The organism is Sphingobacteriaceae bacterium (assembly GCA_016715905.1).
Lineage (GTDB): Bacteria > Bacteroidota > Bacteroidia > B-17B0 > Aurantibacillaceae > Aurantibacillus.
In genome coordinates, this window is record JADJXI010000003.1 from 280,484 (window position 1) to 293,972 (window position 13,489).

The 13,489-nt window shown below is 34.3% G+C and carries 12 protein-coding genes and 1 pseudogene; 12 read left to right on the plus strand and 1 reads right to left on the minus strand.

Features of this window, described 5'->3' with window-relative positions; genetic code table 11:
* From moaA to IPM51_01620, 6 genes and pseudogenes are all read left to right on the plus strand, one after another.
* The gene (moaA, locus tag IPM51_01595) at nt 1-990 is read left to right on the plus strand and encodes a GTP 3',8-cyclase MoaA (protein ID MBK9282994.1); all 990 of its coding nucleotides are present in this window, start codon (nt 1-3) and stop codon (nt 988-990) included.
* A gap of 16 nt (nt 991-1,006) precedes the next feature.
* Complete coding sequence (locus IPM51_01600; GenBank protein MBK9282995.1) at nt 1,007-1,690, plus strand: Crp/Fnr family transcriptional regulator; 684 nt, start codon at nt 1,007-1,009, stop codon at nt 1,688-1,690.
* Between the two features lie 235 nt (nt 1,691-1,925).
* Nucleotides 1,926-2,390 carry a hypothetical protein gene (locus tag IPM51_01605; protein MBK9282996.1) on the plus strand — a complete coding sequence of 155 codons (465 nt, stop codon included), beginning with the start codon at nt 1,926-1,928 and terminating at the stop codon, nt 2,388-2,390.
* Complete coding sequence (locus tag IPM51_01610) at nt 2,390-2,842, plus strand: acyl-CoA thioesterase (GenBank protein MBK9282997.1); 453 nt, start codon at nt 2,390-2,392, stop codon at nt 2,840-2,842. The genes IPM51_01605 and IPM51_01610 overlap by 1 nt, the downstream gene beginning before the upstream one ends.
* The gene (locus tag IPM51_01615; GenBank protein MBK9282998.1) at nt 2,839-3,294 is read left to right on the plus strand and encodes a hypothetical protein; all 456 of its coding nucleotides are present in this window, start codon (nt 2,839-2,841) and stop codon (nt 3,292-3,294) included. The genes IPM51_01610 and IPM51_01615 overlap by 4 nt, the downstream gene beginning before the upstream one ends.
* A pseudogene (locus IPM51_01620) lies at nt 3,291-4,675 on the plus strand (tryptophanase). Before IPM51_01615 ends, IPM51_01620 begins: the two are co-directional and overlap by 4 nt.
* A gap of 71 nt (nt 4,676-4,746) precedes the next feature.
* Here IPM51_01620 and IPM51_01625 read toward each other — a convergent pair.
* On the minus strand, nt 4,747-5,484 hold the full coding sequence (locus tag IPM51_01625) for an SDR family oxidoreductase (protein MBK9282999.1): 738 nt from the start codon (nt 5,482-5,484) through the stop codon (nt 4,747-4,749).
* A 172-nt stretch (nt 5,485-5,656) separates the two neighbouring features.
* On the opposite strand from IPM51_01625, the gene bcrC reads away from it, so the two are divergent.
* The 6 genes from bcrC (at nt 5,657) to IPM51_01655 (ending at nt 13,487) form a co-directional block, all read left to right on the plus strand.
* Nucleotides 5,657-6,850, plus strand: a complete 1,194-nt coding sequence (bcrC, locus tag IPM51_01630) for a benzoyl-CoA reductase subunit C (GenBank protein ID MBK9283000.1) — start codon at nt 5,657-5,659, stop codon at nt 6,848-6,850.
* Between the two features lie 11 nt (nt 6,851-6,861).
* A complete protein-coding gene (bcrB, locus tag IPM51_01635) occupies nt 6,862-8,151 on the plus strand; it encodes a benzoyl-CoA reductase subunit B (GenBank protein MBK9283001.1) in 1,290 nt (429 codons plus the stop codon).
* A 24-nt stretch (nt 8,152-8,175) separates the two neighbouring features.
* The gene (locus tag IPM51_01640) at nt 8,176-9,597 is read left to right on the plus strand and encodes a benzoyl-CoA reductase subunit A (protein MBK9283002.1); all 1,422 of its coding nucleotides are present in this window, start codon (nt 8,176-8,178) and stop codon (nt 9,595-9,597) included.
* Between the two features lie 24 nt (nt 9,598-9,621).
* On the plus strand, nt 9,622-10,479 hold the full coding sequence (locus tag IPM51_01645) for a benzoyl-CoA reductase subunit D (protein ID MBK9283003.1): 858 nt from the start codon (nt 9,622-9,624) through the stop codon (nt 10,477-10,479).
* Between the two features lie 62 nt (nt 10,480-10,541).
* On the plus strand, nt 10,542-12,083 hold the full coding sequence (locus IPM51_01650; protein MBK9283004.1) for an AMP-binding protein: 1,542 nt from the start codon (nt 10,542-10,544) through the stop codon (nt 12,081-12,083).
* Between the two features lie 192 nt (nt 12,084-12,275).
* On the plus strand, nt 12,276-13,487 hold the full coding sequence (locus IPM51_01655) for a 2-hydroxyacyl-CoA dehydratase (GenBank protein MBK9283005.1): 1,212 nt from the start codon (nt 12,276-12,278) through the stop codon (nt 13,485-13,487).
* Nucleotides 13,488-13,489: the final 2 nt, after the last annotated feature.

Consider the following 13,489-nt stretch of genomic DNA (forward strand, 5'->3'; position numbering starts at 1 on the left):
ATGCTTCAGGATCAGTTTGGTAGAGTACATAACTATTTAAGGCTTTCGCTTACTGAGCGTTGTAATCTGCGCTGTTTCTATTGTATGCCTGCCGAAGGTATACAGCTTTCTCCCAAAGATGATATAATGCGTACAGAGGAGATTGAAAAAATTGCAGGAACGTTTGTGAAATTGGGGATAAATAAAATACGATTTACTGGTGGGGAACCACTCATACGAAAGGATTTTGACGATGTAGCCATGAGGTTAAGTAAATTTAATTGTGAACTAGCTATAACTACAAATGGTATTTTGGTAGATCAGTACCTTCCAACTTTTAAACAAGCCGGAATAAAAAAAATAAACATTAGTTTAGATACGTTAAATGAAGAAAAGTTTAACAACATTACACGAAGAGATTATTTTATAAGAGTAAAAAGCAATATTGATTTACTTTTTTCTGAAGGAATTACTCCTAAATTAAATGTTGTTTTGATTAGGGGTGTAAATGACGATGAATTAATTGATTTCATTAATCTAACTTCTAAATGGAATACTACAATTCAATTTATTGAATTTATGCCATTTCAAGGAAATAAATGGGATCTTTCACGCACAGTAAAGGCAGATGAAATTCTATCAAAAGCATTTGCATACTTTGGCGAAGAAAATGTGATGAAAGCGGAAGATAAGGCTAATGATACTTCGCGTAAATATCAAATCAAAGGATTTAAGGGGAATTTTGGTTTAATTTCTACAGTGAGTAACCCATTTTGCGATTCTTGTAACAGAATCCGATTGACCGCAAACGGAAGTATTAAAAATTGTCTTTTTTCAGGAAGTGAAACCAATCTTCTGAAGGCAATGAGGGAAGGGAAGAATTTAGAACAGTTGATTCAAGAGGCGATTTACATTAAAAGTAAACAAAGAGGGGGAATACAAGACTTTTCCAGCAAAGATGGTTTATTAAAGGCGCAGGAAAATAGAAGCATGATTATGATTGGAGGTTAAGTGAATTTTAATTATTATGTTTTCATTAAAATTATTTACAAAGTACTGTACAAAAGATTGGCAAACCCATTATAAATCGAATAAACAAACTTTTTATTTTGAATCGGATAGTAGGATATTCGATGAAGGGGATCCTGTTAAAGGAATTTATTTTGTCGAAAAAGGATATCTCAAAGTGTTATCTAAAACTTTGGATGGAAGCGAAAAAATTATCAGACTTGTAGCACCCGGAATGATACTAGGTCATAGAGGATTTAATGCCAAGTTTTATCCTATTTCGGCAGAATCGCTTACTGAAGTTGTGCTTACATTTTTCCCGCTTTCAACTTTTATAAATATGCTAAAAGCTAACCCAGATATGTCTATTTATCTGCTAAATTTTATGTCGGATGAATTACGAGATACGGAGTCAAGAATGAAAAATCTCATGATTTCAAATCCTAAAATTCGAATTGCCATCATACTTATTCAGTTGATAGATATTCTTGGGTATGATAAAAAAAGTGATAAAAAACTATTGGCATTTACACTCACTAGAACAGATTTTGCCAATATGGGCGGTACTACGTATGAAACAGTAATTAGAGTGCTTGCTCAATTAAAGAAGGATAAACTAATAGGCCTTGAAGGAAAAGAAATTACTATTCTTAACGAAAAAAAATTACGAGAGTTGGCGCGCAATCTAAAACAAAAGCATTAATTTTTTGTAGAATATGTCTTCAAAGTAATGGTAATTTTTCATTTTAACCTATCTTAAACATTCACCGCATTATTTTTGATTCGTATAAAAATTAATTTATTTATAATAGAATTCTCGCAGTTGATATGTGTTTTGATTACAAGATTAAAAGGTCAAACATCATGATGAATTTCAATTTAGAACTGATATTCATCATATTATCACAAAACAACCTTGTTTATATTAGTAAAAAAAAATGGAAGCATATTTAAATAAAGAAAATCTAACTATGATAGACCATGAAATGATGGAAGTATCGTTTAACTTTTGGTTTAACGATCATGAGGATATCAGATGTCCTTTTCCTGATTATATTAAAATGGAATTAAGAGAACTGGCAGAAAATAATTTTAGCCAATGGGCATCGAAACTCACTGAGCAAGCTAAAAAAGAAATTAATGATGAGATTCTTTTAGAGCGATTCGAAGAGATTCTTTTTGAAACGGCATCTAAATTAGTGCAAACCGAAGAAGAGAGAATAACCATTAAGTATCCGTTTATGTTAAGACTTGATGATCAGGTTTCAGATAAATCACATATGGATAGTAAGGTGGTAAAGAGAGAAATTATTTCTATTAATGATACATCGTATCTTAAAGTTACATTCGAAGAGAATGAAACAAAAAAGACATGGGATACTACTTTTGAGGTTCCTGAATGATGAGGTCTAAAATAGGAGAAGAATCAGAAACTATAATGACCGAGGTTGTTTGTCCGAATGATACCAACCCTTTGGGAATTTTACAAGGAGGCAAACTGGTCCAATGGTTAGATATTGCTTCAGCTGTTACTGCTCAAACACACGCTGAATGTGTGTGTGTAACTGTCTCTATCGATTCAATGAAGTTTCTTGCTCCTGCTTATATAGGAGATATTATTACAATAAAGGCTCGAGTCACAAGAGCATTTCATACTTCTATGGAAATTAAGGTTTATGCTTGGGCAAGAAAAGTGCATCAGCGCTCTAAATACCTGATAAGTGAGGCCTACTTTACTTTTGTTGCATTAAAGAATAAAAAAGAAAAAGTTGCTGTACCGACATTGAATCCAATCACTATAGAGGAAAAAAAGGAATATAAAACTGCTGCCGAACGCAAGAAAAAAAGAATATGAGTAAAGCAGAAGAGAAAATTCCAAATGAAATCAATAAATTTTTAAATGCCAACCAGGTAGCCACAGTCTGTTTTATTGATGAAGAAAATCATCCATATTGCATAAATTGCTTTTATGTTTATGATGAGGAATATGAAATTTTGATATTTAAATCCTCTCCCGGCACTAATCACCATAACATGATATTGTCAGAAAACAGGGTGGCGGGTACCATTCTTCCAATGAAAGTGGACGTTTTGAAATTAAAGGGAATTCAATTCACGGCTCAGATTTTGAGCGAGCAATACCTTACGGCCTTTCATGCCGGTACAACTTATTATAAAAAGAATCCTTTCGCACTTGCCATGCCGGGATATGTGTGGGCTGTGCAATTGCTAAGTATGAAATTCACCGATAATACAATGGTCTTTGCTAAGAAGATGCATTGGAATACTAATAAAAATACAACATGAGCTTTAAAACAATCATTGAGCCATTTAAAATAAAAATGGTAGAACCCATAAACATGACTACGCCTGAAGAAAGGAAAGATTTTTTAAAAAAGGCAAATTACAATACATTTCTATTAAATTCCGACAAGGTGTTAATAGATTTTCTTACCGATAGCGGAACTTCAGCCATGAGTGCAAATCAATGGGCCGGTATTATGCGTGGCGACGAATCTTATGCCGGTGCATCCAGTTATCATAACATGCATAAAGCCATATTTGATTTAACCGGTATGGAATTTATTTTTCCCACGCACCAAGGTAGAGCAGGTGAACGTATTCTTTATTCTTTACTTGGTAAACCCGGTATAACATTTATAAGCAATACACATTTTGATACCACAAGAGCCAATATTGAATTCTCTGGGGCTGAAGCAATAGACATTCCGATTAAGGAAGGTTTACAACCTTTAAAATATTATCCATTTAAAGGAAATATGGATACCGTAAAGCTAAAGCAACTAATTCTTGAAAAAGGTGCTGCTAATATTGGCGGAGTTATACTTACTGTTACCAACAATAGCGGAGGCGGTCAACCGGTAAGTATGGCAAATGCAAAAGAAGTTTCTGCAATATGCAAACAGTTAGATGTTAATTTATTCTTGGATTGTTGTCGAGTAGCCGAAAACGCCTATTTCATAAAGGAAAGAGAAAAAGAGTATGCATTAAAGTCATGTAAAGATATTGCGATAGAATTATTTACATTATGTGATGGAGCGATCATGAGCGCTAAAAAGATGCATTGGTAAATATGGGTGGTTTCTTAGCGTTAAGAGATAAAGCAATTGCAGACGAATGCAAAAATAGATTGATTATTACTGAAGGCTACACAACTTATGGCGGATTATCCGGCAGAGATATGGAAGCCTTAGCTATAGGTTTGGAAGAGGTTTTTGATGAAGACTATTTGAAATACAGAATCAGAAGTACTACTTATTTAGGTGAACGATTGCATAAATTAGGAGTGCCGTTAATTTGGCCGATTGGAGGACATGCGGTGTATATTGATGCCAAAGCATTTTATCCGAATATTCCGGTAGATCAATATCCCGGACAATCATTGGTTTGTCAGTTGTATCTGGAAGGAGGTATTCGTGCATGCGAAATAGGATCCCTGATGTTTGGTAAATACGATCAAAACGGAAAGTTAATTCCCTCTCAGCTTGAATTGGTAAGAATGGCTATTCCACGAAGAGTTTATACCCAAAGTCATATAGAATTTGTGATCGAAGTGTTTGAGAAACTTTTAGAAAGAAAGAATAAAGCATACGGCCTCAAAATTATTGAAGAGCCTAAATTCTTGCGGCATTTTACAGCTAAACTAGAACCCATTATTAATAAATAAACACTATCTATTTAATTTTGCAAAAATAGATGAGGGTGCAATACGTACGATGCGAATATGATTTGTAATTATTAAATAAAATTACTGCCAATACTTTTACCTCCATCAACATAAAGTACTTGACCGGTAATAAAATCAGATTCGTTCGAACCTAAAAAATAAACTGCTTTAGCTACATCTTCAGGTTTACCTATCGTTTTAGAGGGTTGCGCTTCTATTAAGGATTGTAGTACATTTGGTTCTAACCCTCTTGATAAGGCTGTATCAATTAATCCTGGCGCAACTGCATTCACAAAAATATTATACTTACCCAGCTCAAGTGCCAAAACTCTGGTTAAAGAAATAACACCGGCTTTGGAAGCTGCGTAATTTGTTTGTCCACGATTTCCTAACCAAGCTCTTGAAGCAATATTTACCATTCTCCCAAATTTTTGTTCCTTCATTATTTTACTGGCCTCTTTACACATTAACCATGTTCCTTTTAAATTAACTTGTATTACATTATCGAAATCTTCTTCCGGCATTTTCCAAATCATGTTATCCCTAATAATTCCGGCATTATTTACCAATAAATCTAATTGTTGATGATTTAATTTAAGGGTTTTAAATACTTCGTTAATTTCATCGCTTTTTGTTATATCACATTTAATAAACGTGAAATCTTTTGTGTTATTTTTCAAATCTTCTTCAGGATTATCGAAACTTAGATCAACGATGTAAACATGATAATTGTGCTGGCGTAATTTATTTGTAATGGCCAAGCCAATACCACGTCCACCTCCGGTTACTATTGCTGTTTTAATGGCCATGTTTATAATTCATTTTAATTAAAAAGATATGGGATTCTAATTACTTAAAGTTAATTTTATTAAGTGCTCAATTGTATGATTCAAATCATAAAATTAATATTTCAACTTATATACCTTGTGGTATAATTAAAATGGAGATTTTTTAGGTGTAAGTTGTTTAAAATAATTTTCTATGGAAAAACTTAGTGAAATCATTAATGAGTGTAAAAAATTATCGTTTGACCTTAATTTTACCAGGGCTAAAAGGTGGAAATCCGAACAAAGTGGTCGTGCAATTGTTGGTTATATGCCAATTTACTTTCCTCGTGAAATAGCCCATGCAGCGGGTGCCTTACCGGTTGGAATATTTGGCGGGGGTGATAGAAAGCAAATAATAAAGGGGGATGCTTATTACCAATCTTACATTTGCCATATACCCCGGAGCATAATTGAAATGGCGCTCGATAAACATTTTGATACTTTTGATGGGTTTGTATTTCCTTCTATTTGTGATGTAATAAGAAATTTATCTGGTATTTTCAGACAACTTAAAGTTGGACAATTCATAAAGTATTTTGATTTCCCACAAAATTTTTCTCCAAATATTGGTGGCGTTTTTTACCAACAGGAAATGCAACATGTAATTGATTATTTAACCAATCTTACTAAAGTAGAAGTGACTAAAGAAAAATTGAATCACTCTATTTCTTTATACAATCGTAATCGTAAGCTGATAGAAACAATTTACTCCATTAGACAAGAATTTCCATGGAGAATTACTATGGAAGAAGTATATTATATTTTGAGAGCCGGAACCGTGATACCGGTTGAAGAACATAATGCAATTCTCGAAAAAGTATGTACTATTATTAAAGAAGATATTGGTTCTGTTCAGGATAAAGTTAAAGTAGTTATTTCCGGTGCTTTTTGCGAACAACCCGCTATTGGTTTGATAAAAGCTATTGAAGAGGCAGGTTGTTATGTTGTGGATGATGATTATATGTTAGGCTCTAGAATGATTTTGCGCGATATTGATTCAGAATCAAATAAACCAATGGAGGCAATTGCAAACGGATTTTTAAAACAAAGTCAGTATTCGTCCTCAATTTATGATATCCATAACCCTAAGGAATTCAGATTAGCAAAAATCGTAAAGGATAGAAAAGCAGATGGTGTCATTTTTGCATCAGCTAGTTTTTGCGATCCTAGTTTACTGGATGCGCCAATTTTCCAAAACGCATTCAATAAATTAGGTATTCGATATATTGCTTTTCAGTTCAGCGAAAATATCAATCAATTTAAAGTAATTAAAGAACAGGTAGGAGCTTTTTCCGATTCTATAAAATTGTGGGAAGATGAACCATTAACCGTTTTGATAAATAAATAAAATCTCAAAAAATGTCACAAGAAGCGCAAAAAGAAAAAAGCATGATCCTTCAGAAGGACATGGTAGAAGGTTTATTCAATGATCTTGCAAGGGTACAAGAAACCGGAAAAAAAGTGTGCTATACTTTTGTGCCGGGAAATTTGTCGGAATTAATTCGAACATTTGATATGCTTCCGGTTTATCCAGAGATTAATGCTTTGCAAAGCGCAATGCGTAAGAAATCTGCTTCTTATATTAAAGAAGCTGAAAAACACGCGCACTCCGAAGATGTTTGTACTTATGTGAAATGCGATGTAGGTATGTTAATGAAAGGAAATATAGGACCAACCGGACAAAAATTACCATCCCCTGACGTTCTTCTTTTAAGTTATACAGGATGTTTCACTTTTATGAAGTGGTTCGAAACTTTAAAACGTGAATACCCCAATGCTAGAGTTATTATGTTGCATACTCCTTATCAGGAAAACGCAAAAATGACACCGGAAATGGTTCAATATATGGTTAAGCAGTTGAAGGAAGAAGTAATCCCTGTAATGGAAGAAGTGAGTGGCATTAAATACGATGAAAATAAGCTGAAAAAGATTCTTCAGTATTCAAAAGAAGCCGGCGATTGGATTGCAAAAATATTCGATACAACTAAACATAAACCTTCTCCAATAGACGCTTATTTTGCCGGTGTTTATTATATCGGACCAATAAATATCGGATTCAGGGGTACTATTGAAGCTGTAAATTATTATAAAGAATTACACGCTGAAATTATGGAAAGAATTAAAAATGGTTTAGGGCCTATAACTCCGGAAGGTGAGATGAAAGAAGAAAAATACAGATTAGTAGTAGAAGGTCCTCCGAATTGGACAAGTTTTCGTGAATTCTGGAAACTATTTTACGATATGGGCGCTGTGATTGTTGCTTCATCCTATACCAAGGTTGGAGGTGTATATGATATGGGTTGGAGACATGACCCCGAACGTCCGTTGGAAGCATTAGCTGAGTATTGTATGAATTGTTATACGAATCTTAATTTACCACAACGTGTTGATCTTTTAGCTAAATGTATAAAAGATTATGAGGCCGACGGTTATATAACCAATTCCATTAAAAGTTGTAATTCCTTCTCTGCAGGTCAACTTTCAATGATGCGTGAAATAGAAGATAGACTTGAAGTGCCGGTTGGCTTCATTGAATCAGACCTGGTAGATCCAAGATATTTTTCTTATTCCAATATTAAAAACAGATTAGAATCTTATTTTCAAATGCTTGCCCAACGTAAGCAAATAAAACAAAAAGAAACCGTATAAGTTAAACGTTCAATTGAAAAAGTCATGAATAAATATTATTTAGGAATTGATTTGGGTTCAACCACATCAAAAGCAGTAATTATAAATCAAAATGATGAGATAGTTGGCAGAGGTATAACCAATACCCGGGCTAACTATAAAGTGGCAGCAGATATTGCACGTGAAGAAGCGATTTATGATGCAAGATTTACTCTCTTGTCAAATAAAATAAAACAAGACATGGATGCCAAACCTGAATTTAAAAAATACATGAGCGATATTCGAACTGTTTTTCAATATCAGCAATTTAAGCGCAGAATGGAAAGTATGGAAGCTATGCTCAAAAAAACAGTTTCCGATTTTACGCATGAAAATAAACATAATATCATTGAGAAATTAAATTGGATCCTTGAAACTATCCGACCCGAAATTAGGACAGAATTTATATATGGCAACTTGGGTTCTAAGAATCAATTCTTTCGTGATATTGTAAGTGAAAAATATAATTTGAAAGTAAGTGAAATTGGTAAGGAATATTATGAACCCTTAATGCTTGCGTTTGATAAAAGTATTACACCGGTTGAAAATGAAATGGTGCAGTACAATTTTAAAGAATTAGTTCTTGAATCAATGGCTGTGCTAGAAGAAAAATATAAAGGATTAGTAGATGAACAAGAGGATGGTAGTAAAGAAGATTGGTATTATGCTGAATTAAATGCAGTAAAAAACAATTACAAAAATGTAGAGTATTCTCTACGTGAACACATTGAGTCAATTGCAGGTGAAGAAATATTCATTGCCAAAATGGTTGGAACAGGATACGGACGTGCCTTGTTGCCTTTCCCCGAAGATTGTATTAAATCAGAAATTCTTTGTCATGCATTTGGCGCTCATGCCATTTTTCCAAACACCCGAACTGTATTGGATATCGGTGGTCAAGATACCAAAGCAATTCAGGTAGATTCGCATGGGTTAGTAACCAGTTTTCATATGAACGATCGTTGTGCTGCAGGATGTGGAAGATATTTGGGATACATTGCAGATGAATTTGGTTTGTCATTGAATGAATTAGGGCCCGAAGCAAACAGCGCTACTAAAGAAACAACAATTTGCTCAACTTGTACGGTTTTTGCAGGTGCCGAAGTAAAAGAATTGTTACATAATGGAGAAGAGCGTCCGAACATACTTGCAGGTTTACATAAAGCTATAGTTCAAAGAGCTATGTCGCTTATCGCGCGTTCAGGAGGAGTGAAAAATGAATTTACGTTTACAGGTGGTGTTGCTAGAAATCAGGCTGTTTTAAAATACGTTAAACAAATGGTTAGAGATTCATATGGGGAAGTAACCATGAATATTCACACAGATTCAATTTTCATGGGAGCTTTAGGTGGAGCTATGTTTGCTAGAAGAAATATTAGCGCAGATTTACCAAATCAAAAATCAAACCAGAAACAAGAAGTACAATAATATTTATCATTAAAATTATACAATATGGGAAATACAATTAAAACCATGGGCGTAGATGTTGGAGGTAGTTATGTGAAAGTAGTATTGATGGAGTATGACAATATAAATGGTGATCATAAATTGCTCGATAAACAAACTGAAAAAATTAGGAAAAGAAATCCTAAAGATGTGGTAGTAGACGCAATTGATATGATTCTGGAAAGAAATAATTTGAATTATGATAAAGATATTTCTTACCTGGCATCAACCGGTGAAGGAGAAATGGTAGAGAAAAAAACAGGACATTTCTACTCCATGACTTCTCATGCAAGAGGTGGAATTTACTTTGCACCAACAGCTAAAACGGTTGTTGATATGGGTGGGTTATATGTGAGAGCAATTAAAGTAGACAATAGAGGGAAAGTTTTGGATTACAAAATGACCGGTCAATGTGCGTCGGGTTCAGGACAATTCATTGAAAATATTTCACGCTATTTAGGTTTAGCCATTGAAGAAGTAGGGGAAATGTCACTTAAAGCTGATAACCCTGAAGTTCCTTCCGGGATTTGCGCCGTTTTGGCCGAAACTGATGTTATTAATTTGGTGTCTAAAGGTTTGTCAACTCCTAATATAGTAAAGGGAATTAATATCTCAATCGCTCAACGTGTGGTAAAATTGTTAGGTTCACTCAATGCAGAATCACCTATTGCTTTAGTAGGAGGAATGGGAATGAATGTGGGAATGGTTCAGGCTATTCAGGAATTATCAATTGAGAATAAAAAGAAAAGTATGGAATTTGTTACGCACACCGATTCAATTTATTCAGGGGCAATTGGCGCAGCATTATGGGGCGGTTTTAGATATTATAAATTAAAAACACAGAAAAAGTTGCAAGTAGCATAGTAGCTGTAATTAATTGTTTAAATAAAAACTTAAAATACAGTAAGTACAAAATATCAGGTAGCATGAAAGTATTAAAGTCGGATAAAGATTTAAGTGAGGTTCTGCCGAATATTGCAACTTTGCTCAAACAAAACGCAGAACAATTTGCTAATGATCCTGTTTTCTTTGAAAAGGATTCGAATGGAAAGTATGTTGCAATACTTTGGAAAGATTTTTATGATTCAATTCTTAATATTGCTTTTAATCTGAAAAAGATTGGTTTAATGTCCGGGGAAAAAGTTATTCTTTTCTCAAGAAACAATATTAAAATGTTGGAAGCAGAATTAGCCATCATGGCCATTGGAGCAATAGCTGTTCCAATTTTTTCCAACTTTAAAAAAGATACAGCAGAATTACTTATCAATCATTCAGATGCTTCCTATCTAATTGCAGCAGATGAGCAACAACTAGATCAATTAAGCGAAGATCTACCTTTAAAAAGAATATGGACTTATAAATCGGTCATAAATGAAAGATTCAATAATCTTTTTCCATTTGATGAGCTTACACAAAAAAGAACGGACTCGGCTTTCTCATTAAACACCCAGGCATTACCCAATGAAATTTGTTTGAATATGTATACCTCCGGCACAATGGGAATACCTAAATGTGTACAGCTTACTCATGCAAATATTTTATCACAACAGGCAGCATTGAAACAAATTTGGAAGTTGGATAAAAACGATCGATTCTTATCATACCTGCCATGGCATCATAGCTTCGGTGGTATCTTCGAATTGTTTTCGGCGCTTTATAATGGAGCCGCCTATTATTTAGAAAGTAGCTATGGCAAAGATCCTAATAGTATTCTTGAAAATTGGCAAATTGTAAAACCAACTGTTTTTTTTAGTGTACCTAAAGTGTATCAATCCTTACTAGAATTAACATACGAAAACAGAATTGCGGATGATACTCTTTTTAGTAATGAGTTAAAATTCATTTTTACTGCCGCAGCCGCTTTACCAGAAAAACTTTCTAATGAATTTGAAAAAAGAAACATACCGGTAATCGAAGGATGGGGTCTGACAGAAACATCACCTTGTTGCACACTTACCGATTCAAGTTTAAAAAGAGAGAATGGTTTGGTGGGTAAACCAATTCCCGGCGTTATGATACGTATTGCTGAAGATGATGAAATTCAAGTAAAGGGACCAAATGTGATGGTTAGCTATTACAAAAACGATGAAGCAAATGAAGCTATATTCACAGAAGATGGTTGGTATAGAACCGGTGATGTTGGGGATATTACCGAAAATGGCTTAAAACTTATTTCAAGAAAAGATAGGATTTTTAAATTATCTAATGGTGAAAAGGTAATTCCTTCCGATCTTGAAAAAGCAATAGAATTAAAATGTCATTACGTTCAATATGCTATTGTTGCCGGTAGTGGCGAAGAACATCCTGTTGCCCTAATTTTTCCAAATAAAAAGTTACTTAATAAACCCGATTATCAATTATCTCCGGAAGAGGGCTGTTTTTGTCCAAGAAGTTTAAATGAATTAGGTCGGTGCTTAACCGGCTGCCTGGCAAAAGCAAACGACAGCATAGGACAAAAAATTTTCTAAAGTAAAATCAGCGGCAATTATTTGGGATGAATTGACTTTTGATAATAACACGTTAACCCCTTCACTTAAAGTGGCGCCAAAGAATGTAGTAGAAAAGTATAAATCACACTTACTAAAACTTTATGGAAATGATGTGCCTGTAGAAGAGGAAGTGTATGTAATAGAATTAGGTGTAGGAAAAAACGCAAAGCCATGTACAAAATAAATTCAACGGGGGAGATGAAAAAAATAATGGAGGATTATTTTCTTTCATTGGAAAAAGGAGAAAAAAAAATCGCCTGGTGCACCAGTGTTGGTCCGGCTGAACTTTTGCGTTCGTTTGGATTTGAAGTGTACTTTCCCGAAAATCACGGTGCCCTACTTGGCGCTACTCGTACAGCAATGGATCATATACCCGAGGCAATCAAATGCGGTTATTCCGGACATGTATGTTCATATACTACGGCAGACATAGGTGCGTATCTTAAAAAACAAACGCCTCTCAAAAGTCATTATGGCCTAAATGGAATTCCAAAACCTGATTTAATCGCATACAACACAAATCAATGCAGAGAAGTTCAAGATTGGTTTCAGTTTTTTGCCAATGAGTTTAAGTGCCCGATAGTTGGAATTATGCCACCGCGGCATGTTGATGAGGTTAGTCAAGATGAGGTGGATTTGGTAGTGAATCAATTCAAGAATATGATTCCGGCTTGTGAAAAAGTGAGTGGACAAAAGTTTGATCTAGAAAAATTTAAGGAAACAGTTCGCTTAAGTAAGGAGGCAACATTATTATGGCAAAAAGTTTTAAAAACATCCATAGCCGATAATGCACCGCTTAGCTTTTTTGATGGAACTATACATATGGGTCCAATTGTTGTTTTAAGAGGTACTCAAATAGCAAAGGATTATTATACCGGTTTACTCAAGGAATTAGAGGATAATGTAAAAAATAACAAAGGCTTTTTACCTGAAACAAAAACACGAATATTTTGGGAAGGAATGCCTATATGGGGAAAGCTTAGAATGATGAGCGATTTATTTACATCCAATGGAGCCGCCGTGGTTGCTTCCACCTATTGCAGTAGCTGGGTGTTTGATAAATTTGATGAACATGATCCATGGAATTCTACTGCGAGAGCTTATACAGAAATTTTCATTAATAGAAGCGAAAAAATGAAGATGAAAATGTTGTACGATTGGCTCAAAGAATATAAAATTGATGGAATTATTTATCATGATACGAAAACCTGCTTTAATAATTCTAATGCAAAATTCGGAATGCCCCAACGATTAAAAGAATTAACTGGAATTCCGTCAATGGTGATAGAAGGGGATCTATGTGATTTAAGATTTTTTAGTGAAGGACAAACTATAACTAAAGTTGAGACATTTATCGAGCAGTTACAAGAACTTAAGGTTTAACT

Coding starts and splice junctions, on each gene's coding strand:
- IPM51_01600 (MBK9282995.1), top strand. CDS start 1,007: ATGTTTTCATTAAAATTATTTACAAAGTACTGTACAAAAGATTGGCAA.
- bcrB (MBK9283001.1), top strand. CDS start 6,862: ATGTCACAAGAAGCGCAAAAAGAAAAAAGCATGATCCTTCAGAAGGAC.
- IPM51_01615 (MBK9282998.1), top strand. CDS start 2,839: ATGAGTAAAGCAGAAGAGAAAATTCCAAATGAAATCAATAAATTTTTA.
- IPM51_01645 (MBK9283003.1), top strand. CDS start 9,622: ATGGGAAATACAATTAAAACCATGGGCGTAGATGTTGGAGGTAGTTAT.
- IPM51_01625 (MBK9282999.1), bottom strand. CDS start 5,484: ATGGCCATTAAAACAGCAATAGTAACCGGAGGTGGACGTGGTATTGGC.
- IPM51_01650 (MBK9283004.1), top strand. CDS start 10,542: ATGAAAGTATTAAAGTCGGATAAAGATTTAAGTGAGGTTCTGCCGAAT.
- bcrC (MBK9283000.1), top strand. CDS start 5,657: ATGGAAAAACTTAGTGAAATCATTAATGAGTGTAAAAAATTATCGTTT.
- IPM51_01605 (MBK9282996.1), top strand. CDS start 1,926: ATGGAAGCATATTTAAATAAAGAAAATCTAACTATGATAGACCATGAA.
- moaA (MBK9282994.1), top strand. CDS start 1: ATGCTTCAGGATCAGTTTGGTAGAGTACATAACTATTTAAGGCTTTCG.
- IPM51_01640 (MBK9283002.1), top strand. CDS start 8,176: ATGAATAAATATTATTTAGGAATTGATTTGGGTTCAACCACATCAAAA.
- IPM51_01610 (MBK9282997.1), top strand. CDS start 2,390: ATGAGGTCTAAAATAGGAGAAGAATCAGAAACTATAATGACCGAGGTT.
- IPM51_01655 (MBK9283005.1), top strand. CDS start 12,276: ATGTACAAAATAAATTCAACGGGGGAGATGAAAAAAATAATGGAGGAT.